Raw genomic sequence first — 25,774 nt, forward strand, 5'->3', positions numbered from 1 at the left:
GGAGCTTCCTCCGGCGGGTTCAGCGGTGCAGGTCCCGGATGCCGGCGAGCAGGGATGCCGCCAGCTCCGGTAGGGAAACCAGAATATCTGGTAGTGAGGGGTCGGCTTGGTTGTAGGTCAGCTCGGAGCCGTCGATGCGGCTCGCGTGCACCCCCGCCGCCAGCGCGACGGCCACGGGTGCCGCGGAGTCCCATTCGTACTGGCCGCCGGCGTGCACGTACGCCTCCACCTCGCCGGTCAGCACCGCCGAGATCTTCGCCCCGGCCGAGCCGATCGGCACGAGGTCGGCGCCGACCAGGTAGGCCAGCTTCTGCACGAACTCGGGCGGCCTGGTCCGGCTCACCGCGATGCGGAAGCGGCCCTTCTCGAAGGAGGGCGGCTTCGGCGGCTCGGCGGTCGTCAAAGTACGCCCCTGCGCCGGCAGGGCCACGGCCCCGGCGGTCAGCTTCCCGCGCTCCCACAACGCCACGTGCACGGCCCAGTCGGCCCGGCCCTCCTCGGAGAACTCCCTGGTGCCGTCGAGCGGATCGACGATCCACACCCGCTCGGCCGCCAGCCTCCTCGGGTCGAGGCGCTCCTCGCGGGTGGCCTCCTCCGACAGCACGCTGTCGCTGGGCCGCAACCGGGCCAGCGACTCCATGAGGTAGACGTGAGAGGACCTGTCGCCCTCGGCCCGCAGCGCGACCGGGTCGGCGTACCCCGTGCGCTCCCGGGTCCGCAGCAGCCTCTCGCCGGCCTCGGTCGCCAGGTCGGCGGCCAGGGCGTGGTCGTCGCGAATCGTCATCAATATGCTCCTTGCCCGCGGGCGACGGCCGACCAAGTCTTCCACAGGATCTGGAGGTCCAGGGTGAGGGACCAGTTCTCCACGTAACGCAGGTCGAGGCGCACGGATTCCTCCCACGATAGGTCAGATCTGCCACTGACCTGCCACAGCCCGGTCAGCCCTGGGCGGACGAGGAGTCTTCTGCGCACGTCGTCACCGTAGCGTGCCACCTCCTCCGGCAGCGGCGGCCGGGGGCCGACCAGCGACATGTGGCCGCGTACGACGTTGATGAGCTGGGGCAGCTCGTCCAGCGAGTGGCGGCGCATCAGCACGCCGAGCGGGGTCACCCGCGGGTCGTTGCGGATCTTGAACAGCACGCCCTGCCTGTCGCTCACCAGTGTGATCTTCTGCTCCTCCGAGCCGCGCCGCATGGTGCGGAACTTCACGATCGTGAACACCCGGCCGTCCTTGCCCACCCTGGTCTGGCGGAACAGCGCGGGCCCCGGGCTGGTGGCGCGCACGGCCACCGCCAGGCCCGCCAGCAACGGCGACAGCAGCACCAGCAGGGCGGCGGCCACCAGCCGGTCGAAGACGTTCTTGATGAGCTGCCTGACCCCGGCCAGCTCCGGGTGCTCGACGTGCAGCAGCGGCATCCCGGCGACCGGTCTGATGGTGGTGCGCGGGCCCGCCACGTCCATCAGCGCGGGGGCCACGACCAGCTCGGTCTGGGTGCGCTCCAGCCGCCAGGCCAGCCGCCGCAGCGCCTGCCCGTCCATCTCGGGGCAGGCCAGCACGGCCACCGTGTCGGCGTCGTAGTGCTCCACCGCGAGCGGCACGTCGCTGAGGTCGCCCGCGACGGGCACCGCGTCCAGCCGCTCCCCGGCAGGGCCGCCGGGCAGGCAGGCGGCCACGACGTCCATGCCGTGGTGGCGCTCCGCGCGGAACAGGCGCACCAGCTCCGCGATCGAGGACGCGTGGCCGACGGCGACGACCTTGCGCATGCAGGCGCCCGCGGCTCTGCGGCGGTGCAGCGAGCGGCGCAGGAGGTGCCGGAAGATCAGGGTGAGCAGCGTGACGAGCGGCAGGGCGAGCACCACGTAGCCCCGGGCGACGTCGGTCTTGGTGACGTAGGAGCCGATGGCCGTGCCCGCCGTCAGCGCCACCCCTGCCTGGACGACCCGGCGGAACTCCTCGGGGCCCGCGCCGAGCATGCGCGGTTCGTACGCGCGGCTGAGTGCCACCGCGCAGCACCACACCACCGGCAACGCCACGCTGACCAGCAGGTACGGCAGCACGTACGGGGTGAGCCCGCCGAACCGGACCGTGAACGCGGCCCCGGCGCCGAGCCAGGCCCCGCACAGGTCGCCCACCACGGCCCTGATCCGGTAGGAGCGGACCCAGGAGGGCGTGCGCGGTCCGCTTCCCCAAGTGACCCCTTGACCGGACCAGACAACGGTCAAGAGCTCATGACCGCGCACGCGCTGCCTCCAGGTGGGACGAACTCCTGAACGGACAGTCACAGATCGTAGCCGCGCGGACGCCGGTCAACCGGCGAACGTCCCTATGCGGGGATCAGCGTGGAGGGCCGGATATGTGCAGATCAGCCCGGTGGAACTCGTTCTGAGTGGCTTCCAGGCCGCGGCTCATCAGCGACTCCACCACGTCGGCCGCCCGGTCCACGAGGAAGGGCAGGTCCTTGCGCTCCATGGTGGCGAAGTCGCGCAGCACGAAGGAGGCCGGATCCATGCGGCCGGGCGGGCGCCCGATGCCGAAGCGGACCCGCAGGTAGTCGCGGGTGCCGAGGACCTTGGTGATGGACTTCAGGCCGTTGTGGCCGTTGTCGCCGCCGCCCAGCTTGGCGCGCAGCGCGCCGTAGGGCACGTCCAGCTCGTCGTGCACGACGATCAGCCGCTCCGGGCCGATCTTGTAGAAGTCGCAGAGCGCCTTGACGGGCCCGCCGGAGAGGTTCATGTACGTCAGGGGCTTGGCCAGGACGGCGGCACTCGTCTCGCACACCTCGGCCCGGCTCTTGTGCGCCTTGAACCGCCCGCTCACCCTGGCGGCCAGCTCGTCGAGCACCATGAAGCCCGCGTTGTGCCGGTTGCCCGCGTATTCAGGCCCCGGATTGCCCAGTCCGGCGATCAGCCAGCGATCCATGAGATCCCCTTACAGCGGAACGGGACGGCTCGAGTCCGGCCGCCCCGTTCACGAGTGAACCCCGTCGCCTACTCGGCGGCGGGAGCCTCCGCGCTCTCACCCTCGGCGGCGGCCTCGGCGGTCTCGCCCTCGGCGGCCTCGGCCTCGGTCTCCTCGGCGGCCTCGGTCGGCTTGTTGATGACCTGCAGGATGACGGTCTCGGCGTCGGCGACCAGGGTGGCGCCCTTCGGCAGCTTGAGGTCGGCCGCGGTGATCACGGTGCCGATCTCCAGGCCCTCGACGTCGACCTCGACACCGGTCGGGATGTGGGTGGCCTCGGCCTCCACGGCGACGGAGACGAGCTGCTGGTCGAGCAGGCCCTCGGAGTTGACGTCGCCGACCGTGGTGACCGGGATCTCGACCGTGACCTTCTCGCCGCGCTTGACCAGGAGCAGGTCGACGTGCTCGACGAAGCCCTTGATCGGGTCACGCTGCACGCCCTTGGGCAGGGCGAGCTCGTCGACGCCGTCACCCTTGAGGTGGATCAGCACGTTGGGGGTGCGCAGCGCGAGCAGCACCTCGTGGCCCGGCAGGGTCAGGTGCTTGGGGTCGATGCCGTGACCGTAGAGGACGGCGGGCACCTTGTCGGCGCGGCGGATCTTGCGAGCGGCGCCCTTGCCGAACGTGGTGCGGGGCTCGGCTGCGATACGTACTTCGGACACGACATCTCCTAGGGATGCGGTAGGCGGATCTTCGCGCGCTCACCCTCACCCGCCCTAGCGGAAGGCGTTACGAGCGCAACCGGAACAGTCTATCGGCTCAGCGGCCTGCGGCCGACAAGCCAGAGCACCGCGCCTGACCGTTCACTCGCTGCGCTCGCTCACGTGTCGCCCTCGAACAAGCTCGTGACGGAGCCGTCCTGGAAGACCTCCGTGATCGCGCGGGCGATGAGCGGCGCGATCGACAGCACGGTGAGCTTGTCGAACCTGGCGGCCTGCGACAGCGGCAGCGTGTTGGTGACGATGACCTCGGAGATGCGGGAGTTCTTGAGGCGGTCGACGGCGGGGTCGGAGAAGACCGCGTGGGTGGCGGCCACGATGACGTTGGTGGCGCCCTGCTCGTAGAGGGCGTCGGAGGCCTTGCAGATCGTGCCCGCGGTGTCGATCATGTCGTCGATCAGCACGCAGGTGCGCCCCCGCACCGTGCCGACGACCTCGCTGACCTTCACCGAGTTGGCCACATCGAGGTCGCGGCGCTTGTGGATGAACGCCAGCGGCGTGCCGAGCGTGTCGGCCCAGCGCTCCGACAGCCGCACGCGGCCGGTGTCGGGCGAGACGACCGTGGTGTTCTCCAGGTCGAGCTTGTTCTTGAGGTAGCTCTCCAGGACCGGCATGGCGAACAGGTGGTCCACCGGGCCGTCGAAGAAGCCCTGGATCTGCGAGGTGTGCAGGTCGATCGACATCAGCCGGTCGGCGCCCGCGGTCTTGAACATGTCGGCGATCAGCCTGGCGGTGATGGGCTCGCGGCCGCGGCCCTTCTTGTCCTGGCGGGCGTAGCCGTAGAACGGCATGACCACGGTGATGCGCTTGGCGGAGGCCCGCTTCAGCGCGTCGACCATGATGAGCTGTTCCATGATCCACTTGTTGATGGGCCCGGTGTGGCTCTGGATGACGAAGGCGTCGCAGCCGCGCACGGACTCCAGGTAGCGGGCGTAGATCTCGCCGTTGGCGAAGTCGATGAGTTTGGTGGGGGTGAGGGAGACGCCGACGTGCTCGGCGACCTCCGCGGCCAGCTCCGGGTGGGCTCGCCCGGAGAAGAGCATGAGGTTCTTCTCTCCGGGCTGCTTGATGCTGGTCACTGTTCGTTCTCCTGCTCTTGTTCGGCCAGCGCCCGTTCGGCGGCGGCGGCCGACTTCGTGCCCGCGCGCCTGCGCAGAACCCATTTTTCGATGTTGCGCTGTCGCGCTCGAGCCACACCCATCGCACCCGGCGGAACGTCGCCGGTGATGGTCGAGCCCGCCGCCGTGTAGGCGCCGTCGCCGACCGTCAGCGGGGCCACGAGCATGGTGTCGCAGCCCACGAACGCGCCGTCGCGCACGGTGGTGTGGTGTTTGTTGACCCCGTCGTAGTTGACGAAGACGGTGGAGGCGCCGATGTTGACGTCGTCGCCGATGGTGGCGTCGCCGGCGTAGGTCAGGTGCGGCACCTTGGAGCGCTCGCCGACCTTGGTGTTCTTCATCTCGACGAACGTGCCGGCCTTGGACTTGCGGCCGAGCACGGTGCCGGGACGCAGGTAGGCGTACGGGCCGACGCTGGCCTCCGGGCCGATCTCGGCGGAGTCGGCGACGGTGTTGCGGACCACCGCGCCCTCGCCCACGAGGGTGTCGGTCAGCGTGGTGGCGGGGCCGACCTCGGCGCCGGAGCCGATGGCGGTGGCGCCGTGCAGCTGGGTGCCGGGGTGGACGACGGCGTCGGCGCCGATGCGCACGTCCACGTCGACCCAGGTGGTGGCCGGGTCGACGACGGTGACCCCGGCGCGCATGTGCTGCTCCAGCAGGCGCAGGTTGAGCACCTTGCGGGCGGCGGCGAGCTGCACGCGGTCGTTGACGCCCTCGACCTCGACGTAGTCGCCGGCGACGCAGGCGCCGACCCGGTGGCCGTCGCGGCGCAGGATGGCCAGGACGTCGGTGAGGTACTCCTCGCCCTGGGCGTTGTCGGTGGACACGCGCTTGACGGCGTCGGCCAGGAGCAGGCCGTCGAAGGCGTAGATGCCGGAGTTCATCTCCTTGACGGCGCGCTGCTCGGGGCTGGCGTCCTTCTCCTCGACGATCTCCAGCACGGCGCCGGCCTCGTCGCGGATGATCCGGCCGTACCCGGTCGGGTCGGGCACCTCGGCCGTGAGCACGGTGACGGCGTTGCCCTCGGTCGCGTGCCGTTCGAGCAGGCCGGTGAGGGTCTGGGTGCGCAGGAGCGGCACGTCGCCGTAGGTGACCAGGACGGTGCCGGAGATCGTGCCGACCTCCTCCAGCACGGTGCGCACGGCGTGACCGGTGCCGCGCTGCTCCCGCTGGACGACGGCGCGCGCGTCGGGGCTGGTGCCGGCCAGGTGGCCGCCGACCCGCTCCAGCGCGTGGCCGATGACGACGATGAGCTGCTCGGGACCGAGGTCGCGGGCGGCGGCGAGCATGTGGTCGACCAGCGCGCGGCCGCACACCTCATGCAGGACTTTCGGGGTCTGGCTCTTCATCCGGGTGCCCTCGCCGGCGGCGAGGACGATCACGGCTGCCGGGCGCGGCACACTCACGGGCTGAGGCTCCCTGTGACTGGACGGATCGGGCTTCGGTACGTCAGCTACTCAGGGCGTTCGGTACGTCAACCGCACCGCTACCCTCCCGACACCGTGAGGATACCTGGCCTCCCCCAGAACATTCGCTGGGGGCAGCCTTCAAGGCTCCCGGAAGAGGACTCGAACCCCTACAAAGTGGACCAAAACCACTTGTCCTGCCGATTAGACGATCCGGGACAGATCGGACAGGTGATGTCCGACACCCCTCCTACGATACCGACCCCGAACCCGCACGCGCGCCCGATTACCTCTCATGCATGTCACGCTCGCGCGTGGGTAACAGACCGGCCGAAAAGACGCAAGACACGAATCCCACTCACCTTGGCCCGGCTCGCATCACCTTCTGACCATTCCCGCCTTAGGTCTTCCTTACTTACGCTGGCGTAGGTTACGGTTGCGTAGCCCGGACATTCAATCTCATACATGCCCTTGGAGGATGCCGATGACCGTTGTCGCCGAGCGCTCTGCACCTGCCCCCAAGCCCGAGTTCGAAGCCGAACCGAAGTCAAAGTCCGAACTGATCACCTTCGGCCTGGTCGTCGGGCTGCCCCTGGTCGCGATCGCGGCCGCCGTGCCGTTCGCGTGGGGATGGGGTCTCGGCTGGACGGACATCGCCATCGCCTTCGTCTTCTACGTCGTCTCCGGCCTGGGCGTCACCGTCGGCCTGCACCGCTACTTCACGCACGGCTCCTTCAAGGCCAAGCGGCCGCTGAAGATCGCGATGGGCATCGCCGGCAGCCTGTCCCTGGAGATGTCGGTGCTCGACTGGGTCGCCACGCACCGCAAGCACCACAAGTTCTCCGACAAGGAGGGCGACCCGCACTCGCCGTGGCGCTTCGGCCCCGGCTTCAAGAACATGGCCAAGGGCCTGCTCTACGCGCACATGGGCTGGCTGTTCGAGAGCGAGCGGACCAACCGGGAGAAGTACGCCCCCGACCTGTGCAAGGACGAGGACGTGCTGAAGCTGCACAAGTGGTTCGGCGCGCTCGCCCTCACCTCGATCCTGCTGCCCGGCGTGCTGGGCGGGCTGCTGACCTGGTCCTGGCAGGGCGCGCTGACCGCGCTGTTCTGGGGCTCGCTGGTCCGCATCGGCCTGCTGCACCACGTGACCTGGTCGATCAACTCGATCTGCCACGTCTTCGGCGAGGAGGACTTCCAGGTCCGCGACAAGTCCCGCAACGTGTGGTGGCTGGCCATCCCGTCCTTCGGCGAGTCGTGGCACAACCTGCACCACTCCGACCCCACCTGCGCCCGGCACGGCGCCCTCAAGGGGCAGATCGACCTCAGCGCCGGCCTGATCCGCATCTTCGAGCGGCTCGGCTGGGTGTCCGACGTGCGCTGGCCCACGCCCGAGCGGCTGGCGGCCAAGCGCATTGCCTAGCGTCGATCAGGCGGTGAGCGGTCGTGCGAGCATGACCGTCATTATGGAAACCGTGACCGAACCCCGATCTCGCAGGCGCATGTCCGGTAGCGAGCGAAGAGAGCAGCTGATCCAGATCAGCCGCACCCTCTTCGCGGAGAAGGGGTTCGACGGGACCTCTATCGAAGAGATCGCAGCGACCGCACAGGTGTCGAAGCCCGTGGTGTACGAGCATTTCGGCGGCAAGGAGGGCGTCTACGCGGTCGTCGTCGACCGCGAGATGCAGAAGCTGCTCGGCATGATCACCGAAGCTCTCTCCGCCGCTCATTCCCTGGTCAAGCTGGAGCGGGCCGCGCTGGCCCTGCTCCGCTACATCGAGGAGAGCAGCGAGGGCTTCCGCATCCTCGTGCGCGACTCCCACGCCGCCTCGGGCACCGGCACCTTCGCCAGCCTGATCAGCGAGATCGCCAGCCAGGTCGAGGACGTGCTGGCCGACGAGTTCGCGGCCCGCGGCTACGACCCCAAGCTGGCCCCGATGTACGCCCAGATGCTGGTCGGCATGGTCGCCCTGACCGGCCAGTGGTGGCTGGACGTGCGCAAGCCGGGCCGCGAGGAGGTCGCCGCCCACCTGGTCAACCTGGCCTGGAACGGCCTGACCGGGCTCAACCCCAACCCGACGATCACGGCCACGAGCCGGGCCCACACGCCCGCGGTCAAGCCGCCGCAGCCGCGCCCCGCAAGCGAGAAGGAGCTGCGCGAGCTGGAGAAGGCCCGCGAGAAGGAGCTCAAGGAGGCGGAGAAGGTCCGCCAACGGGAGCTCAAGGAGGCCGAGAAGGCGCGCGTACGCGAGCTGAAGGAGCGCGAACGCCTGCTGAAGGAGGCGGAGAAGGCCCGCGAGCGCGAGGAGAAGATCCGCCAGCGCGAGGCCAGGCTCGCCGAGCGGGCCGCCCGTCTCGAACAGGTAGATCATCCTGAGTGACTCTTGAACGAGATGGGCGCGTGGAGTGACGATTGGGTGGAGCTGGGCTGACCATCACAGGTGAGCCGTTGCGGCTACGTTAACGTTCTGTTCAATCAAACGGGGCAATATACGCCATATGTCCGCGGAACCGTTCGAGCCCGTCAATGACCTGCCGCTGCCACAGGAGCGCTTTCTCAACCGCGAGGAGAGCTGGCTCCAGTTCAACCTACGCGTGCTCGAACTGGCCGAGGATCCCTCGCTGCCACTGCTCGAACGGGTGCGCTTCCTGGCCATCTTCGCCAGCAACCTGGATGAGTTCTTCCGGGTCAGGGTGGCGGGCCTCAAGCGCCGGATGGCCACCGGCCTGCTCCTGCGCACCAAGAGCGGGCTCAAGCCGCGCGAGGAGCTGATCCGGATCGCCGCGATCGCCGACGAGCTGGCCAGGCGGCACGCGGCGGTCTTCCACCGCCAGATCTGCCCGCAGCTCGCCGCCGAGGGCATCGAGATCGTGCGCTGGGACGACCTGGGCCGCGAGGAGCGCACCGAGCTGCGCAAGCTGTTCAGGGAGCGGATCAGGCCCGTGCTGACGCCGCTGGCCGTGGACCCCGCCCACCCGTTCCCGTACATCTCGGGCCTCAGCCTCAACCTCGCGGTCCTGGTGCGCAACCCGGCGACCGATCACACCGTGTTCGCCCGGGTCAAGGTGCCTTCGCAGCTGCCCAGGTTCGTCCAGGCGTCGAAGGACCGCTTCGTCCCGCTCGAAGACGTCATCGCCGCCCACCTGGGGCAGCTCTTCAAGGGCATGGAGATCCTCCAGCACCACGTCTTCCGGGTGACCAGGAACGAGGACCTCGACGTGGACGAGGACGTCACGGAGAACCTCATGCAGGCCCTGGAGAAGGAGCTGCTCAAGCGGCGCTTCGGGCCGCCCGTGCGGCTGGAGGTCGAGGACACGATCACCCCCGAGGTGCTGGCGCCGCTGGTGGAGGAGCTGGAGCTGGCCCCGCACGAGATCTACCGGCTGCCCGGGCCGCTCGACCTGACGGGCCTGCACGCCATCGCCGACCTCGACAGGGGCGAGCTGAGCTACCGGCCGTTCGTGCCCGCCGAGGTGATCAACGCCGAGGACGACATCTTCTCCACGCTGCGTGAGCGCGACGTGCTGCTGCACCACCCGTACGACTCGTTCGCCACCAGCGTGCAGCGCTTCATCGAGGTGGCCGCCAACGACCCGAGAGTGCTGGCGATCAAGCAGACCCTCTACCGCACCAGCGGCGACTCCCCCATCGTGGACGCGCTGATCGACGCGGCCGAGGCGGGCAAGCAGGTCGTGGTGGTCGTGGAGATCAAGGCCCGCTTCGACGAGCACGCCAACATCTCCTGGGCCCGCAAGCTGGAGCGGGCCGGCTGTCACGTCGTCTACGGCGTGGTCGGGCTGAAGACCCACTGCAAGCTGGCCCTCGTCGTCCGCCAGGAGCCCTCGGGCGAGCTGCGCCGCTACTGCCACATCGGCACCGGCAACTACAACCCCAAGACCGCCCGCCAGTACGAGGACTTCGGCCTGCTCACCGCCGACCCGCTGGTCGGCGAGGACGTGACGGACCTGTTCATCCACCTGACCGGCTACTCCCACCACTCCGCCTACCGGCGGCTGCTGGTCGCGCCGCACTCCATGCGCAGCGGGCTGGTGGCCAGGATCGAGCGGGAGATCGCCCACCAGCAGGCCGGGCGGCCCGCGCGGATCAGGATCAAGACGAACTCCCTGGTGGACGAGCCGATCATCGACGCGCTCTACCGGGCGTCCAGGGCGGGCGTCCCCGTGGACCTGTGGGTGCGCGGCATCTGCATCCTGCGGCCGGGCATCCCCGGCCTGTCGGAGAACATCCGCGTGCGTTCGGTGCTGGGGCGCTTCCTGGAGCACTCCCGCGTGTACGAGTTCGGCCTCGGCCGCCGGCCCGAGGTGTGGATCGGCAGCGCCGACCTGATGCGCAGGAATCTCGACCGGCGGGTCGAAGCCCTGGTCAAGGTGACGGCCCAGCAGCACAAGGCGTACCTGATCGAGCTGATGGACCTGGCCATGGCCGAGACCACGAGCACCTGGTGGCTCAACTCCGACGGCACGTGGGTGCGCCAGCAGGGCGAGGACCTGCAGAGCCGTCTCATCGGTACGCGTCGCTGGAGGACCGTTGATGACTGACCTGCTCCGCGCCGCCGGAGCCGTGGTCTGGAGGGGCGAGCAGAGCAGCCCCGAGGTGGCCGTCATCCACCGCCCGAACTATGACGACTGGACCTTCCCCAAGGGCAAGCTGAAGTCCGGGGAGCACGTGATCGCCGCCGGCCTGCGCGAGGTCCGCGAGGAGACCGGCCTGACCGTGCTGCTCGGCCGCGCGCTGCCGCCCGTGCACTACCTCAGCGCCGGCCGGCTCAAGCGGGTCGACTACTGGGCGGCGCGGGCCGTCGATGACGCCGGGTTCGAGCCGGGCGAGGAGGTGGACGAGCTGCGCTGGCTGCCCGTGGCGCAGGCCAGGCGGCTGCTGACGTACGAGTGGGACGCAGGGCTGCTGCGCGCGCTCGGCGCCGCGCCGCTCGACACGGTGCCGCTCCTGCTCGTCCGGCACGGCTGCGCCGGCTCCAGGAGCGAGTGGGAGGGCGACGACGCCGCGCGGCCCCTCGACACCGACGGGCGCTCGCAGGCGGCGGCGCTGGCCACCGCCCTGCCCGCCTACCGGCCCGAGCCGCTGCTCAGCTCGCCCAGCGCCCGCTGCGTGCAGACGCTGGAGCCGTACGCGGGCCGGGTAGGGGCGGAGATCAGGCTGGAGCCGCTGCTCAGCGAGGAGAGCCAGGACCCGCAGAAGACCCCCGCCCTGGTCGGCAACCTGTCGGGGCCCGCCGCCGTGTGCAGCCACGGCAAGGTGCTGCCCGGCCTGATCGAGGCCCTCAGCGGCAAGGACGTGCATCTGCGCAAGGGCTCGTTCGCGGTGCTGCACAGGGCAGGCGGGCAGGTCGTCAGCGTCGAGCGCTACGCGACCTGAGAATCACCAGGTGAGGGGCAGGTCGTCGGCGTCGAGCGGCACGCGACCTGAGACTCACCAGGTGACGGGCAGCTCGGCGTACCCGTCGGCGATCCTCCCCTCGGTTCTCGGCAGCTCGGCCTCCGGCACCGCCGGCCGCATCGTGGGGAAGCGCTGGAACAGGCGGCTGAACACCGCCTCCAGCTCGACCCTGGCCAGGCTGGCGCCGACGCAGAAGCGCGGGCCGTACCCGAAGCTCAGGTGCGGGTCGGCGAGCGGGCGGCGCAGGTCGAACACGTCCGGCTCCGGATAGACGCGCTCGTCCCTGTTGGCCGCCCCCGGCGTGATCACCACGCCCTCTCCCCTGCGGATCGTCAGGCCGCCGACCTCGATGTCCTCGTGTGCGTACCTGACCAGGCCGTGCAGGCTGGGCGAGGCCAGGCGCAGGATCTCCTCGACCGCCGCCGGCGCCAGCCCCGGGTCGGCCTTGAGCAGGTCGAGCTGGACGGGGTTGGCGAGCAGGAGCAGCACGCCGAAGTCGATGCGGTTGACGGTGGTCTCGTGCCCGGCGAACAGCAGCGAGCCGGCCAGCTCGGCGATCGTGCCGTCGTCGTCCAGCTCCCCCGCCAGGTCCGACAGGACGTCCTCGGCGGGCTCGCGCCGCTTGCGCTCGATCAGGCCCGCCGTGTACGCGCTCATCTCGTCCATGGCGGCCTGGGCCCGCTCCCGGTCGCGCATGTCGCCCATCCGGTAGGACAGGCCGCTGAAGTACTCCCTGTCCTCGTACGGGACGCCCAGGAGCTGGCAGATGACCAGCACCGGGAGCGGGAAGGACAGCTCGACGTGCAGATCGGCCGGCGGCGTGAGCTTGGCGAGGTGCTCCAGCCGCTCGTCGACTAGCGAGCCGACGTGCCCGCCGAGCCGCTTCATGCGCCGTGCGGAGAAGGCCGGCATGAACAACCGGCGCATGCGGTCGTGCTCGGCCTTCTCCGTCTCGATGTCGCCGCGCGGCCCGCCGAGCAGCGGTGATCCGGACAGCCGCGGCGCGTTGTCCGGGTCGGGGTGCGAGCGTCCGAGCCTGCCGTCGTTGAACAGGGCGCGGGCGTCTTCGTACCCGCTGACCAGCCAGACCTCGTCGCCCGCCGGAGTGCGTACCTTCGCGATGCCCTTCTCCGCCCGCAGTTCCCGGTACGCCTCGGGCACCTCGAGCAGACTGCTGCGTTCGAAGGGGATGGTAGGAAGGCTCCTCATAGAACCTTACTAACCGCTTTGACGGTCTCCTTCCAGACTCGGGGGAACTCGGCGTGGGCCCGCTCGGCGGTGTTGCGCTCGATCCCGATCAGCAGCCCGTACGTGAAGGTGTCCTCGCCTGCCTGGCGGGCGCTCTCGGCCTCCTTGGCCAGCGTCTCCTGCGCGACCACGCCGTCCTGGTGGGCGCCCAGCACCTCCTGGACGTTCTCGGCCAGCTTGGCGAGCTTGCCCATGTCGGCGCCCAGGCTCGGCTGGAGGGCCTCGGCGGTGTAGCGGGCGCGCTTGGCCGCCTTGCGCACGTCGTGCATGGCGATCTCGCGGCGCTCAGGGTCCTCGATGGCCTGGGCGCGGTCGTAGGCCTTGGTCACCCGGCCCCAGTTGGCCGCGGCCACGGTGCGCAACTGCTCCTGCGCGGGCTTGGCCGCGGCCTTGCCCAGGGCGGGCCTGCCCACCAGCCGGTCGAGCGCGTCGAGCAGCAGGTAGTAACGGTCGCCGCTGAGCGCTTCCTTGATCCGCTCGTACGCCTCCTGCTCCCGCTTGTGCAGGTCGGAGCCGAGCCGCGCCTGGATGGGCCCCGTGACCAGCTCCGGCGCCAGCCCCGCCAGGGTCCTGGCGAACCTGGCCCTGATGACCTCCAGGTCGCGGGCCTCGCCGAGCACGTTGCCGAGCCAGCGCAGCTCCTCCTGCATCTCGCCGGTGTCCGTCACGACGGTCTTGAACGCCTTGAGCGCGCTGCGCAGCCTCCTGGCCGCCACGCGCATCTGGTGGACGGCGTCCTCCTCGGCCCTGCGCACCCGCGGGTCCTGGGAGAGCAGGGCGTTCACCTGGCTCGCGAGGTAGGCGACGACGATCTCACCGGCGCTGCCCGCCTTCGTGGCGGCCAGGGCGGGAGGGGCGGGTTCGAGGAGCCTGGCGAGCTTGTTGGCGGACCCGGACGCGCTCGCGCCGGCCTTCCTGAGGCGCTTGCCCACCTTGGCCAGCAGTTGCTCGGTGCCGCCGTCGAGCAGCTCGGCCTCGACCTCGCGCCAGCGCACGATCCTGGGCTCATCGCCGTACACGGTGCCCTTGACGCGGTCGTCGGCGATCTCGACCAGCCCGGTCTCGCCGTCCTTCAGCACCGTGACGCTCCTGCGGGTCTCCAGCTCCGCGACGACCTTCAGCTCGGCGCCGCGCGTGTAGGCGCGGACCAGCTCGGCGAGCTCGAGGGGGACGACCTTGGTGCTGCGGGTGAGCGGATGGGTGATCTCCTGGCGCACGCCCTTGGCCTTCGGCAGCTTCAGGTGCCAGCCGGCGTCGGCGCCGCCCCGCCTTCGCCTGAGAGTCACGCCGCGGGAGGCCAGCCGCAGGTCGGGCGTGTCAAAGTAGAGAGCCACGAGCTGGTGGCTCCTCGGGCCGACGACGTCCGCCAGACCGGTGAGGTCCGGGATCACGTACTCAGGGGGGACGTCGAACTTGTCCTCGATCTCGATGCCCACTACACCTCACAAGTGTCCGATTTCGGACCATGATGCCACCGGAAGGTGAACATCACACGGGTTGCAGGAGTTCGATTCTGTTGCCTACCGGGTCGGAAACATAGAGGCGCCGGTACCCGGGAAACAGCTCGTCAACCTGCGCCTCGGGCATTCTGCTCGCATATGTGCTGAGATCGTCCACCAGGAAGGCGGGATGGGCCTTGCGCGCGGGCCTGAAGTCCTGCTCGATGCCGAGGTGGATCTCCACCCCCTCGCCCCTGAACCAGACGCCGCCGCGCCTGGCCAGCTCGGGCGGTTTGGGCACCTCGCGCAGGCCCAGCACGCCGGCGTAGAACTCCCGTAACGCCGGCTCGCTGCCCTCGGGCGCGGCCAGCTGAACGTGGTGCAGGGCCCTGATCGTCACTTCTGCGCCACCACGAAGATCCGTCTGAACGGGAAGGGGGTGCCGTAGCTCCTGGCCGGGTAGGCCTCGGCGAGCGGCTTGGCCAGGTCCTGCTTGAAGCGCCGCTGCTCGTCCGGGTCGAGGCGGTCGAGGATGGGGCGCAGGGCGGTGCCGGAGACCCAGTCGAGCACCGGGTTCTCGCCGTGCAGGACGTGCACGTACGTCGTCTCCCACGCGTCCACCTGGGAGCCGCCGTCGTTGAGCAGGTGGAGGTACTCCAGCGGCTCGGCCACCGGGTTGCCCCTGGAGAAGTCGCCGAGCCGGTCGGACCAGGCGCGGGAGGAGCACAGCTCGCGGATCGCGACGTGGCTGGGGGCGTCGAAGTTGCCCGGCACCTGGAAGGCCAGCCAGCCGCCGGGGGCCAGCCCCTCCATCCAGTGCTCCAGCACGTCGCGGTGCTCGGGCACCCACTGCAGGACGGCATTGGAGACGATCACGTCCATCGGCCGGTCGGGGCGCCACGTGGCGACGTCGGCCACCGCGAACCTGACCGGCGTCTCCAGCTTGCGCGCCTTGGTGATCATCGCCGGGGAGGAGTCGAAGCCCTCGATCGTCGCATTCGGCCAGCGGCTGCCCAGCTCCACGGTCAGCTCGCCGCTGCCGCAACCGGCGTCCACGACGTAGTCGGGCTCGACGGCGCCGACCCGGGAGATCAGCTCGATGAACGGCCGCGACCGCTCGTCGGCGTAGACGGCGTACGTGACTGGGTCCCAAATATCTCTTGACATAAAGATAATTGATATCGAGAGAGATATCTCGATGTCAAGACAGTACACTCTTGTGTCATGACGGAGGATGCTAGGGACGAGGTCGATCGCCTCGTCGCGGCTTGGCGAGCGGAGCGCCCCGACCTTGACGTCGAACCGCTCCAGGTGCTCTCTAGAGTGTCACGACTCGCCAAGCATCTCGACCGTGCGCGGCGCGCGGCGTTCGCCGAACACGATCTGGAGCCGTGGGAGTTCGACGTGCTCACCGCGTTGCGGCGGGCGGGGAAGCCGTACGAGCTCAGCCCGGGGGCCCTGCTGCGGGCCACCCTCGTGACCTCCGGCACGATGACCAACCGCATCGATCGGCTCGCGCAGGCGGAGCTGGTGCGGCGACGGCCCGACCCGGAGGATCGGCGGGGGGTGCTGGTTTCGCTGACGGACACGGGGTTGGCCCGGGTGGATGCGGCCTTCGACGATTTGTTGCGGAGGGAGCGGGAGTTGCTGGTGGGGTTGGGGGTGGCGGATCAGCGGGCGCTGGCCTCGCTGCTCCGCACCCTTCTGACGCCGTTCGACTCGCCGCGCTGAGCTGCGCCTGGCGCATCGCGCTCGGCCCGGGCGGGTGTTTCTCGGCTGCCTTGGGCGAGCGCCCTGCCCGTCAGTCGCCGAGGCGGTCGGCCACCTCCAGCCACTCGGCCTCGATCGTGTCCTTCTGCGCGGTGATCTCGCGGAGCTGGGCGTCCAGCGAGCCGAGCTTGGCGTAGTCGCTGGCCGCGTCCGCCATCGCGGCATGCAGCCGGGACTCCTGGTCACTGAGCTTGTCGAGCTGCCGCTCCAGCCGGTTGAGCTCCTTGCGCAGCTCGCGCTCCTCCTTGGCCGACAGCCCCGCCTGCCCGGTGGCGCCGCCCGCCTCCACCCCGGAAGCCGGAGCACCGGACTGCGCAGCACCAGACGCCGGCGCACCGGACGCCGCGGCGCCCGAGCCGAGCCGCGCCGTCACCGCCGTGCCCGCGGCGCGGCGTTCGAGGTACTCGTCCACCCCACCCGGCAACATCGACAGCTTGCCGTCGCCCAGCAGCGCCACGCACCGGTCGGTGACCCGCTCCAGGAAGTAGCGGTCGTGGCTGACCAGGATCAGCGTGCCGGGCCAGCCGTCGAGCAGGTCCTCCAGCTCGTTCAGCGTCTCGATGTCGAGGTCGTTGGTGGGCTCGTCGAGCAGCAGCACGTTGGGGTCGTCCATGAGCAGCCTGAGCAGCTGCAACCGCCGCCGCTCGCCACCCGACAGGTCGCCGATCACCTTCCACTGCGCGTCGCCGCGGAAGCCCAGGCGCTCCAGGAGCTGCGAGGCCGTCCACTCCCGCTTGCCGACCTGGAGGTACTTGCGCACCTCCTCCACCGACTCCAGCACCCGCCGGGCCGGGTCGAGCTCGGCGAGCTCCTGCGACAGGTGCGCCAGGCGAACGGTCCTGCCCCTGACCACGCGGCCGGAGTCGGGCTTGATCGTGTCGGCGAGCAACCGCAGCACCGACGACTTGCCCGACCCGTTCACCCCGATCAGCCCGATCCGGTCACCCGGGCCGAACTGCCACGTCAGGTGGTCGAGCACCAGCGGGCCGGTGCCGGGACCGCCCGCGTGGAGGGTGACGTTCTCCAGGTCGTAGACGGTCTTGCCGAGGCGGGCGGCGGCGAAGCGCATCAGCTCGACGGTCTCGCGCGCCGGCGGCTCGTCGGCGATCAGGGCCTGCGCGGCCTCGATCCGGAACTTCGGCTTGGACGTGCGGGCGGGCGGGCCGCGCCGCAGCCACGCGATCTCCTTGCGCATGAGGTTCTGCCGGCGCTCCTCGGCGGCCTGCGCGATGCGCGCGCGCTCGGCCTTGGCCAGCACGTACGCCGCGTACCCGCCCTCGTAACGCTCGACCCGGCCGTCGACGACCTCCCAGGTGCGCAGCGAGACGGCGTCGAGGAACCACCGGTCGTGGGTCACCACCACCAGCGCGCTCTTCCTGGCCGCCAGGTGGGCCGCCAGCCAGGCGATGGCCTCGATGTCGAGGTGGTTGGTGGGCTCGTCGAGCAGGATCAGGTCGTGGTCGTCGATGAGCAGCTTGGCCAGCGCCGTACGCCTGCGCTCGCCACCCGACAGGTCGCCGGCCCTGGAGCCGAGGTCGAGGTCGCCGATCAGGCTCGCGAGGATCTCGCGGACCCGCTGGTCACCCGCCCACTCGTGCTCGGCCAGGCCCCCCAGCACGATCTCGCTCACGGTGGCCGCGGGGTCGAGGTCGTCCCGCTGCGACAGGAAGCCGACGCGCAGGCCGCGGTTGTGCGTGACGCGACCGCTGTCGGGGCGCACGGTGCCCGCCAGCACGGACAGCAACGTCGTCTTGCCGCCCCCGTTACGGCCGACCACGCCGATGCGCTCGCCCGCCTCCACCCCTAGGGAGACGTCGCTGAGCAGCGGTTTGGGGCCGTAGGCGTGGGAAACGGACTCAAGGTTGACCAGGTTCATGGCCTACCCAGGGTATCGGCTCCCCGCGGGCCTCCCCGCCGTCCCCGATCGAACCTCTCGATCAGCGACGCCTGAGGAGCGCGTCTGGTCAGACCAGGACGGCGCCGTGGACGGGCCCGTGCGCCGCGACCGCGGTGTGGGCCGCGCCCGTCGCGGTCAGGCTGTGGGCCAGGTCGCGGGCGTGGGTGGCGTCGATGGCCAGGAAGGCGCAGGTGGGGCCGGAGCCGGAGACGATCGCGCCGAGCGCGCCGTGCTGGCGGCCCGAGTCGAGGGTCGGTGCCAGCTCGGGGCGCAGGTTGAGCGCGGCTGCCTGGAGGTCGTTGCTGAGGTTGGAGCCGAGGGCGTAGGCGTCGCCGGTGCCGAGGGCCTCCATCAGCGAGTCGTTGAGCTGGGGCCAGGGCACGTCCGCTCCGGAGGCCTGCCTGAGCCGGTCGCACTCCGCGTACACGCTGGCTGTCGAGAGCCCGCCGTCGGCCAGCGCGAACACCCAGTGGAACGTGCCTCCGGTGGGCAGCTCGCTGAGCTGCTCACCCCGCCCCGTGCCGACGGCCGTGCCGCCGAGCAGCGAGAACGGCACGTCGCTGCCCAGGTCGCCGGCGATCTCCATCAGATCCTCGAACGGCAGCCCGAGACCCCACAGCTCGTTGCACGCCACCAGCGCGCCGGCCGCGTCGGCGCTGCCGCCCGCCATGCCGCCGGCGACGGGGATGTCCTTCTGGATGACGAGGTCGGCGCCGTAGGTGCGGCCCGCGTGCTTGGCCAGGGCGCGGGCGGCCCGGATGGCGAGGTTGCTGTCATCGACGGGCACCTGGTCGGACCACTTGCCGTTGACCTGGACGGTGATCGACTCGGACTCCTTCGCCACCACCTCGTCGAAGATCGATACCGCGTGGAAGACGTTCACCAGGTCGTGGTAGCCATCTTCCCTGAGCGGGCCGACAGAAAGCTGCACGTTGACCTTCGCGGGCACACGTACGGTCACCGAACTCATCGATCTTCTGCCACTCTCATCGCTTGCCGGGGTCAAGGACACTCGATGTTATCCGGGCACGCTGGCCTGACATGCGGTTCTTGAAATATGAACCGCATCACCTGACAGCACCCCGATACAGAGAGTCAAGTTGGTGGGCATTTGCCGGGCCGCTAGGAGGGGGCGCCCCCGGGCAGCGGGTGCGCCGCTTCGGCGCGCAGGCCGTCCAGGAAGAACGCCAGGCAGCGGCGCCAGGCGCCCGGGGCGGTGTTCATGGACTCGCGGATCACCTGCGACATCGCCCAGACCAGCGTGATCAGGTCCTGGGGCCCGAAGTCGGCGCGGAGCCGGCCGGCGGCCTTGGCCCGCTCGATGATCCGCTGGGCGTCCACGAAACCCTGGTGGCAGGCCTGGCTCACGTCGGTCGCCAGGGTGAAGCCCTGGGTCAGGGCGTCGTTCAGGCCATGATCCTCCGCCTGCAGCGCGAACAGCCCTTCGAGGAAGCCGACGAACCCCGCCCAGGGGTCGGGGTCGGCCAGAGCCGCCCCGGTGACCCGCTCCAGGGCTGCCAGCCGCTGCGGCATGACCGCTCCGAGGAGCGCCTCGCGGGTGGGGAAGTGGTTGTAGAGGGTGCCGATGCTGACCCCGGCGCGGCGGGCGACGTGCTCCAGGGGCACGTCGAGCCCGCGCTCGGCGAAGAGCTGGGTCGCGGCTGCCAGCAGTTTGTCGCGATTGCGCGCGGCATCCGACCGCAGCGGCTTGGTTCCGGCTGCCATCTGCCCATCATACGAAATCGAGGATGCCCTCAAGTTTTGTGGTACGGTCGGGCCACCGAAGTTGAGGAAGCCCTCGATTTAGTGGAAGGAAGGCATCGTCATGTCCGCAGCAGCACACCAGAAGACGGCCGTGGTGATCGGGGCCGGGCCGGGGCTCGGCATGTCCGTCGCCCATCGGTTCGGGCGCGAGGGGTACGCCGTGGCGCTCGTCTCGCGCAGCGGCGACCGTCATGCCGGCTACCTGGCGTCCCTGGCCGGGGCGGGAGTGGAGGCGGCGGCGTTCGCCGCCGACGTGCGCGACCGCGACCGGACGGCGGCCGTCCTGGACGCGATCCGCGAGCGGTTCGGCACGATCGACGTGCTCTACTACGGGCCCGGGGCCACCGACCTGGACTCCCCGCCCGCGTCCATCACCGGCATCGCCTCGGCGGACGTCCGGGAGGCGATGGAGGTCGTGTATCCGGCGGTGGACCTGGTCGGCCAGGTGCTGCCCGGGATGGTCGAACGGGGCGAGGGCGGGCTGCTGTTCGCCGGCGGGCTCAGCGCCGTCATGCCGATGCCCGCCCTCGGCGGCCTGGCGGTCTCCTCGGCTGCGCTGCGCAACTACGTGCTGACGTTGAACGCGGCGGTGGGCGGAGACGGTGTCTATGCCGGGAGCCTGATCATCGGGGGGCTGATCGAGCGGGGCGACATCCACACGTTCGTCACCTCGCAGCCGGAGCGGTTCGGTGACGTGAGCGGCGGCACGCTCGACCCGGACTCGATCGCCGACGCCGCATACGAGTTGTACAAGCAGCGGGACCGAGCGGAGGCGACGTTCAGCGTCTTCGGCGGCCCTGCCTGATCAGCGCATCCGATCGCCCATCGATCAGGGCCTGAGCTCGGCGATGCGGGCGAAGGCCGTGATGTCGAGCTGCTCCCCCCGCGCCGACGGGTCCACCCCGGCCCCGCGCAGCGCGCGTTCGGCGTCGGCGGCGGTGCCCGCCCAGGAGGCGAGCGCCGCCCGCAACGTCTTGCGGCGCTGCGCGAAGGCCGCGTCGATCACCTCGAACACCTCTTCCCGCGACGCCGACGTGTCCGGCGGTTCGCGGCGGGCCAGCGAGACGAGCCCGGAGTCGACGTTGGGGACGGGCCAGAACACGGTACGGCCCACCGGCCCGGCCCGGCGCACGTCGGCGTACCAGGCCGCCTTGACCGACGGCACCCCGTACACCTTGGAGCCGGGCCCCGCCGCCAGCCGGTCGGCCACCTCCGACTGCACCATGACCAGGCCCTTGCGCAGCGACGGCAGCACCTCCAGCAGGTGCAGCACCACCGGGACGGCCACGTTGTACGGCAGGTTGGCCACCAGGGCGGTGGGGGTGTGGCCGGAGAGGTCGTCAGGGGTGATCTTCATGGCGTCGGCGTTGACGACCGTGAGGTTGTCGGCCCCCTCGCGCTCGGCCACGGTGACGGGGAGCTGCGCGGCCAGCACCGGGTCGATCTCGACGGCGACCACGTGCGCGGCCGACGGCAGCAGCGCGAGCGTGAGCGAGCCGAGGCCGGGACCGACCTCTATGACCACGTCATCGGGTGAGAGGTCGGCCACGCGGACGATGCGACGGACGGTCCCTGCGTCGATCACGAAGTTCTGGCCCAGTTTTTTTGTCGGACGTAGATCTAGCTTGTTCGCCAAAATACGTATTTCTGCAGGGCCCAACAGCCTCATCATCCAACCAGTCTCCCGCATCGAAGAACCTGCGATGGCGGATGGGGAGACCAGAGGAGAGGATGGCGTGGAACAGGAAGGGACGTCGCTCATGGAACCAACGGGCGCCGCGCCGCTCCGGCCCACCGACTTGCGCGCGATCGGGCCGTACCGGCTGCTGGGCCGGTTGGGCGAGGGCGGCATGGGGACCGTGTTCCTCGCGCGGGCGCCGACGGGCCGGTTCGTCGCGCTCAAGGTGGTCAAGGCCGAGTTCGCCAATCAAGAGGGGTTTGCCGCGCGCTTCCACGCGGAGGTCGACAACGCCCGTCGGGTGGCGTCGTTCTGTACGGCCCAGGTGCTGGACAACGGCAACACCGGGGACGGCCGGCCGTACATGGTGACCGAGTACATCGCGGGCACTCCCCTGTCGGATCAGATCTCGAAGTACGGCGCGCTGGAGCCGGGGCCGCTGCACGGCGTCGCGCTCGGCGTGGCGGCGGCGCTGGCCGCCATCCATGTCGCGGAGCTGGTGCACCGCGACCTCAAGCCGGCGAACGTGATCCTGTCGCTGTCCGGGCCCCGGGTGATCGACTTCGGGATCGCCAGGGCGCTCGACCGCGAGACCGGGTTCACGCTCTCCGGCGAGCTGCTGGGCAGCCCCGGGTGGTGGGCGCCCGAGCAGGTACGCGGTGAGCTGGTCAGCCCGGCGGCCGACATCTTCGCCTGGGGCTGCCTGATCGCCTACGCGGGCAACGGGCGGCATCCGTTCGGGCGCGGCGACCCCATCACCATGGCCTCCCGGGTGTTGAACACGCCGCCTGAGCTGGGGGCGTTGCCTGCGCCGCTGAACGACTTGGTGCGGCGGGCCACCTCCATGGACCCGGCGCTGCGGCCCACCGCGCAGGATCTGCTGATCGCGCTGGTCGGCGGGAGCGCGCCGATGCCGGCGGCGGCCGATCCGCCGACGCTGGTGGCCACCGAGATGCTCAGTGATTGGCAGCCGCCGCAGAACGTGGTGGATGAGCCGGACATCACGGCTACCTTTACGACGCCGCCGCCCAGTGATGCGACTGGGCACCGGGGCACGGCGCCCGGATCGCCGACCGCCGCCTCGGCGGCTACGGGTCCTGGCGGCCCTCATGGTGCTAGCGGCGCTCACGGTGTTGGAGGCTCCAGCGGCCTCGGTGGCGCGGGCGGCGTTGACGGCACGGGCAGCTCCAGCAGCGCGGGTGGCGGCGGTGTGCCGAGCTCCGCTGGTGTGAGCGGGTTCGCGAGTGGGCCGGGGGCGGGTGAAGCGCCGTCCCTGGAGGAGCGGGCTCGGCGGGAGGAGGAGGCCGCCAAGCAGGAGCTGGCACGCTGGCAGGTGCCTGGGCAGGCCGGGGCTCCGCGGCGCAGGCCCGGGCTGTTCCGGGGTAAGGCGGCGAAGGAGGAGACAGGGCAGCCCGAGCAGGAGCCCGCGCAGTCGTGGCAGGGCACCGGAGCAGGGTTTTCCCAGCAGGGCAGTGGTCAAGGCTTCGCCCAGCCCTCCAGTGGGCCGGGGCTCGCACGACCGGGCGCCGTGTCCGGGGCCGGGCGGCCGGAGACGGGGCACGTCCAGCGTGGGGGTGGGTTAGGGGCGGACACGCATCCTGGCACGGTGGGCTCCCCCGCCGACCGGGGCGACGACACCGACGACACCATCGGCGGTACCCGTACCGCCGGCACCCGCTGGCTCATCGCCGCCGCGGCCGCTGTGCTGGCGATCGTGGTGACCGTGGCCGTACTGATCGTCACGTCGGCCCGCGACACGGTCACCACCGTGACGCCCGGCACTCCCACCCAGGTCGGGGGCAGTCCCAGTCCGAACGACGTGGGGCGCAGGTTCGCGCTGGGTGCTGGTTTCGACGACCCCGTGGCGATCGTGACGGCGGTGCCGGAGTGTGGGCTGAAGGAGTTCGAGGGCGTCACGTCGGCCAAGGGTCAGCTCTGCGTGATTCGCTGGACGATGCTGAACCCGGGGGGCGAGCGCAGGGTGCTGGTGCAGCCCGTGGTGACCATGGTGGACGATCGGGGTGGCGAGCACGATCCGGCTCCCGTCACGTTGCCGCCCGCCATCCTGCCTGGCGGCCGGGTGGACAGCGCGTTCGTGTTCGATCTGGCCATGTATCGCAAGCCCATGAAGATGACGGCGACGCTGCTGGAGAACGGCAAGCTGATCGAGGTGACGCTGTGAGGATCAGGGCGGCCCTCGTCGCGCTCGTGCTCGTTTCCGGGATGTCCGCCGTGGCTGTAACTGCGGCGTCGGCCTCGGCTGTGGCCTGCGCTGGAGCGGCCGACTTCGACGGTGACGGGGTGGACGACGTCGCCGTGGGTGATCCGTTCGCGGACGATCAGAAGGGTGCGGTGCATGTGCTGTCCGGCGGCAAGGTGGTGCCGGTCAGCGTGCCGGGGCCGGTCAGGGGTGACGGGTTCGGGTGGTCGGTGCGGCTCGCGCGGGTCAACGGCGATGCCTGCGCCGACCTGGTGATCGGTGCACCGTACGCGGACGTGGACGGCACCGAGGACGCCGGCGCCGCGTACGTGGTCTACGGCGGCGGCGCGGCGGCACCGCAGCGGCTGACGGCGCCGCAACCTCAGCGGTTCGCGCACTTCGGCTGGTCGATGGCCGCGCGCGGTGACCTGGTGGCGATCAGTGCGCCGTACGAGGACGAGGCGCGGCTGCTCGACGTGGGGGCCGTCTACGTGCGTCAGGGGGCGAGTGAGCTGCGCAGGATCAGCCAGGAGACCGTGGACGTGCGGGGCAACAGCGAAGTGGGCGATCAGTTCGGCTGGTCGATGGCGTTCGGGCCGAAGAACGGCCTGGTCGTCGGCGTCCCGTATGAGAACGATGACGGCGCGGGCCGGCAGGTGGAGGCGGGGAAGATCGACTCCGGCTCGGTGGTGTTCATCGACGATGTGCTGGCGCCGCAGATCACCTCGTTCAAGCTGGACTCGCCGACGAACGCGTCGGGCGATCGGTTCGGGTACGCGGTCGCGTACGCCGAGGGCTCCGGGTACGCGGTCGGCTCGCCCGGTCCCGGTTACGTGCAGCTTCTGGACCCCGCTCGCAAACCCACGCGAAGGGTGACCGAGGGGGGTAAGCAGGCGTTCGGTTTCTCGATGGCTGTCTCTACGGACGGGCGGCTGGCCATCGGCGCTCCCTATGGTGGTGGCGTGCGGATCGTCTCCTGGGAGGACGGCGCTGAGGAGCGGAAGCTGGCGACCACCGATGGGTTGTTCGGCTGGGCGGTGGCCTTCAGCGGGAACAAGCTGTATGTCGGTCAGCCGGATGCGGCGCCGTTCGGGAAGGTGGCGGTGTCCGCTCGCAACGACGAGGCGGCGCCTCAGCCCCTCCAGCCGCCGAAGGGGGCCGACTTCGGCGTCTCCCTGGCCGGCTGACGGGCAGACCTCAGCGGGCGTCCATGGTGAACAGACGGTCACCGCAGTGCGGCCACTGGCCCTGCCACCGACCACCCACCTGCTGATAAAGCAGCTGCGCCCGATAGGTCTGCTCCTCCTCAGGCCACGTGACCGGCGTGTCCATCCCCCCCACGGCCTGCCACATGGGCAAGCTGAACTGATACAACCCGTAATAGGGCCCATCCGGGTTATAGGCCTCAAGATCCCCACGCGACTCACACTGCGCCAAGGACTCCCAATCAAGCTCAAGCACCTCAGGCTGGATCGGCACCGTCCGCGGCGGAGTGACCGTGATGACCGTCCCGTCCTTGGGGAAGCTGCTGAGCGGCGGGTTCACCAGGTACCCACGTCGCAGAGCGATGCGCTTCTGGCGCAGCACCTCGCGCACCGTCCTGGCCGTCGTACGCCAGGTCACCCGCGTCGTGCCCGCCACCACGTACACCTTGCGCCGCGTGTAGACGGTCAGCTTCATGCCCTCCAGCGGCACCCTGTCGCCGGGCGGGGCGGAGATCTTGCTGGCGGTGCGGGCGACGTCCAGCTCGGCCAGGGCGTCGCCGACGTTGGTGGCGGTCACCAGGTGGGTGCTGGTGCGGCCGTCGAGGGTGAGGGTGAGGGGACGGGCGCGGCGCACCTCGATGGTGGCGCCGTCCTCGACCTCGGCCTGGCCGGACGGGCGGACGACGTCGCCGTACCCGACGGGGACCTGCGCGTCGGCGAGCACCTCGTGGACCGTTCCACCGAAGGCGCGCACGTGCCGGCGATCGCCGTCGACGACCACGATGACCTCTTTGACGAGGAACGACACCACCACGAGCGCGCCGACGGCCACCACCCCCGCCGCGCACACGACCGGCGTCCATGGGGAACGCCATGGGATCGGCGGTCGGGGCGCACGCCTCTTTCCTCGCACGGGCCACCTCCGGTGTGGGGCAGGACGGCCCGAACGTTACGC

23 protein-coding genes and 1 tRNA gene are annotated in these 25,774 nt (G+C 70.5%); 8 read left to right on the forward strand and 16 right to left on the reverse strand.

Annotated elements, in window-relative coordinates:
- Positions 1-19: 19 nt before the first annotated feature.
- The 7 genes from LCN96_RS50515 to LCN96_RS50545 form a co-directional block, all read right to left on the reverse strand.
- Positions 20-784: a 3'(2'),5'-bisphosphate nucleotidase CysQ gene (locus LCN96_RS50515; RefSeq protein WP_225269514.1), complete on the reverse strand. Its 765-nt coding sequence runs from the start codon at positions 782-784 to the stop codon at positions 20-22.
- Entirely contained in the window at positions 784-2,136 is a 1,353-nt protein-coding gene (locus LCN96_RS50520; protein ID WP_225269515.1) for a sugar transferase, read from the reverse strand. The genes LCN96_RS50515 and LCN96_RS50520 overlap by 1 nt, the downstream gene beginning before the upstream one ends.
- Positions 2,137-2,335: 199 nt before the next feature.
- Positions 2,336-2,920, reverse strand: coding sequence for an aminoacyl-tRNA hydrolase (gene pth / locus LCN96_RS50525; RefSeq protein ID WP_225269516.1), 585 nt, complete (start codon positions 2,918-2,920; stop codon positions 2,336-2,338).
- Between the two features lie 68 nt (positions 2,921-2,988).
- Positions 2,989-3,621: a 50S ribosomal protein L25/general stress protein Ctc gene (locus LCN96_RS50530; protein ID WP_225269517.1), complete on the reverse strand. Its 633-nt coding sequence runs from the start codon at positions 3,619-3,621 to the stop codon at positions 2,989-2,991.
- 158 nt (positions 3,622-3,779) lie between these two features.
- Positions 3,780-4,757 carry a ribose-phosphate diphosphokinase gene (locus LCN96_RS50535; protein ID WP_225269518.1) on the reverse strand — a complete coding sequence of 326 codons (978 nt, stop codon included), beginning with the start codon at positions 4,755-4,757 and terminating at the stop codon, positions 3,780-3,782.
- Positions 4,754-6,202, reverse strand: a complete 1,449-nt coding sequence (glmU, locus tag LCN96_RS50540; protein ID WP_225269519.1) for a bifunctional UDP-N-acetylglucosamine diphosphorylase/glucosamine-1-phosphate N-acetyltransferase GlmU — start codon at positions 6,200-6,202, stop codon at positions 4,754-4,756. The genes LCN96_RS50535 and glmU overlap by 4 nt, the downstream gene beginning before the upstream one ends.
- A gap of 147 nt (positions 6,203-6,349) precedes the next feature.
- Positions 6,350-6,421: transfer RNA gene (locus LCN96_RS50545), tRNA-Gln, on the reverse strand.
- A 265-nt stretch (positions 6,422-6,686) separates the two neighbouring features.
- Here LCN96_RS50545 and LCN96_RS50550 point away from each other — a divergent pair.
- The 4 genes from LCN96_RS50550 (at position 6,687) to LCN96_RS50565 (ending at position 11,597) form a co-directional block, all read left to right on the forward strand.
- On the forward strand, positions 6,687-7,625 hold the full coding sequence (locus LCN96_RS50550; RefSeq protein ID WP_225269520.1) for an acyl-CoA desaturase: 939 nt from the start codon (positions 6,687-6,689) through the stop codon (positions 7,623-7,625).
- Between the two features lie 43 nt (positions 7,626-7,668).
- Positions 7,669-8,583: a TetR/AcrR family transcriptional regulator gene (locus LCN96_RS50555; RefSeq protein ID WP_225269521.1), complete on the forward strand. Its 915-nt coding sequence runs from the start codon at positions 7,669-7,671 to the stop codon at positions 8,581-8,583.
- 118 nt (positions 8,584-8,701) lie between these two features.
- Complete coding sequence (locus LCN96_RS50560; RefSeq protein WP_225269522.1) at positions 8,702-10,762, forward strand: RNA degradosome polyphosphate kinase; 2,061 nt, start codon at positions 8,702-8,704, stop codon at positions 10,760-10,762.
- A complete protein-coding gene (locus tag LCN96_RS50565) occupies positions 10,755-11,597 on the forward strand; it encodes an NUDIX hydrolase (protein ID WP_225269523.1) in 843 nt (280 codons plus the stop codon). The genes LCN96_RS50560 and LCN96_RS50565 overlap by 8 nt, the downstream gene beginning before the upstream one ends.
- Positions 11,598-11,651: 54 nt before the next feature.
- On the opposite strand, the gene LCN96_RS50570 is transcribed toward LCN96_RS50565, so the two are convergent.
- Genes LCN96_RS50570 through LCN96_RS50585 form a run of 4 tightly spaced genes read right to left on the reverse strand, consistent with a single transcriptional unit; the run spans position 11,652 to position 15,472 of the window.
- A complete protein-coding gene (locus LCN96_RS50570; protein ID WP_225269524.1) occupies positions 11,652-12,827 on the reverse strand; it encodes a cytochrome P450 in 1,176 nt (391 codons plus the stop codon).
- Entirely contained in the window at positions 12,824-14,302 is a 1,479-nt protein-coding gene (locus LCN96_RS50575) for a CYTH and CHAD domain-containing protein (protein WP_225269525.1), read from the reverse strand. Before LCN96_RS50575 ends, LCN96_RS50570 begins: the two co-directional genes overlap by 4 nt.
- A gap of 52 nt (positions 14,303-14,354) precedes the next feature.
- Positions 14,355-14,705, reverse strand: a complete 351-nt coding sequence (locus LCN96_RS50580) for a VOC family protein (protein WP_225269526.1) — start codon at positions 14,703-14,705, stop codon at positions 14,355-14,357.
- Positions 14,702-15,472 carry a trans-aconitate 2-methyltransferase gene (locus LCN96_RS50585; protein WP_225269527.1) on the reverse strand — a complete coding sequence of 257 codons (771 nt, stop codon included), beginning with the start codon at positions 15,470-15,472 and terminating at the stop codon, positions 14,702-14,704. The genes LCN96_RS50580 and LCN96_RS50585 overlap by 4 nt, the downstream gene beginning before the upstream one ends.
- Before the next feature lie 57 nt (positions 15,473-15,529).
- Between LCN96_RS50585 and LCN96_RS50590 the strand changes: the two genes are divergently transcribed.
- Positions 15,530-16,036 (forward strand): MarR family winged helix-turn-helix transcriptional regulator, encoded by a 507-nt coding sequence (locus LCN96_RS50590; RefSeq protein ID WP_225269528.1) that lies wholly within the window; start codon positions 15,530-15,532, stop codon positions 16,034-16,036.
- A gap of 70 nt (positions 16,037-16,106) precedes the next feature.
- On the opposite strand, the gene LCN96_RS50595 is transcribed toward LCN96_RS50590, so the two are convergent.
- The 3 genes from LCN96_RS50595 to LCN96_RS50605 form a co-directional block, all read right to left on the reverse strand.
- On the reverse strand, positions 16,107-17,951 hold the full coding sequence (locus tag LCN96_RS50595) for an ABC-F family ATP-binding cassette domain-containing protein (RefSeq protein ID WP_225269529.1): 1,845 nt from the start codon (positions 17,949-17,951) through the stop codon (positions 16,107-16,109).
- An 88-nt stretch (positions 17,952-18,039) separates the two neighbouring features.
- Positions 18,040-18,942, reverse strand: a complete 903-nt coding sequence (locus tag LCN96_RS50600; RefSeq protein ID WP_225269530.1) for a 4-(cytidine 5'-diphospho)-2-C-methyl-D-erythritol kinase — start codon at positions 18,940-18,942, stop codon at positions 18,040-18,042.
- Between the two features lie 152 nt (positions 18,943-19,094).
- Positions 19,095-19,697: a TetR/AcrR family transcriptional regulator gene (locus tag LCN96_RS50605; protein WP_225269531.1), complete on the reverse strand. Its 603-nt coding sequence runs from the start codon at positions 19,695-19,697 to the stop codon at positions 19,095-19,097.
- Positions 19,698-19,797: 100 nt separating this feature from the next.
- On the opposite strand from LCN96_RS50605, the gene LCN96_RS50610 reads away from it, so the two are divergent.
- Positions 19,798-20,541 carry an SDR family NAD(P)-dependent oxidoreductase gene (locus tag LCN96_RS50610; protein ID WP_225269532.1) on the forward strand — a complete coding sequence of 248 codons (744 nt, stop codon included), beginning with the start codon at positions 19,798-19,800 and terminating at the stop codon, positions 20,539-20,541.
- 24 nt (positions 20,542-20,565) lie between these two features.
- Here LCN96_RS50610 and rsmA read toward each other — a convergent pair whose 3' ends face one another.
- On the reverse strand, positions 20,566-21,426 hold the full coding sequence (gene rsmA, locus LCN96_RS50615) for a 16S rRNA (adenine(1518)-N(6)/adenine(1519)-N(6))-dimethyltransferase RsmA (RefSeq protein ID WP_225269533.1): 861 nt from the start codon (positions 21,424-21,426) through the stop codon (positions 20,566-20,568).
- Positions 21,427-21,472: 46 nt separating this feature from the next.
- Here rsmA and LCN96_RS50620 point away from each other — a divergent pair, with 46 nt between their 5' ends.
- A complete protein-coding gene (locus LCN96_RS50620; protein WP_397351831.1) occupies positions 21,473-23,596 on the forward strand; it encodes a serine/threonine-protein kinase in 2,124 nt (707 codons plus the stop codon).
- Positions 23,593-24,801: a hypothetical protein gene (locus LCN96_RS50625; RefSeq protein ID WP_225269534.1), complete on the forward strand. Its 1,209-nt coding sequence runs from the start codon at positions 23,593-23,595 to the stop codon at positions 24,799-24,801. The genes LCN96_RS50620 and LCN96_RS50625 overlap by 4 nt, the downstream gene beginning before the upstream one ends.
- A gap of 10 nt (positions 24,802-24,811) precedes the next feature.
- On the opposite strand, the gene LCN96_RS50630 is transcribed toward LCN96_RS50625, so the two are convergent.
- Positions 24,812-25,669, reverse strand: coding sequence for a resuscitation-promoting factor (locus LCN96_RS50630; RefSeq protein WP_225269535.1), 858 nt, complete (start codon positions 25,667-25,669; stop codon positions 24,812-24,814).
- Positions 25,670-25,774 lie beyond the last annotated feature (105 nt).

This window comes from Nonomuraea gerenzanensis (genome assembly GCF_020215645.1).
Taxonomy (GTDB): domain Bacteria; phylum Actinomycetota; class Actinomycetes; order Streptosporangiales; family Streptosporangiaceae; genus Nonomuraea; species Nonomuraea gerenzanensis.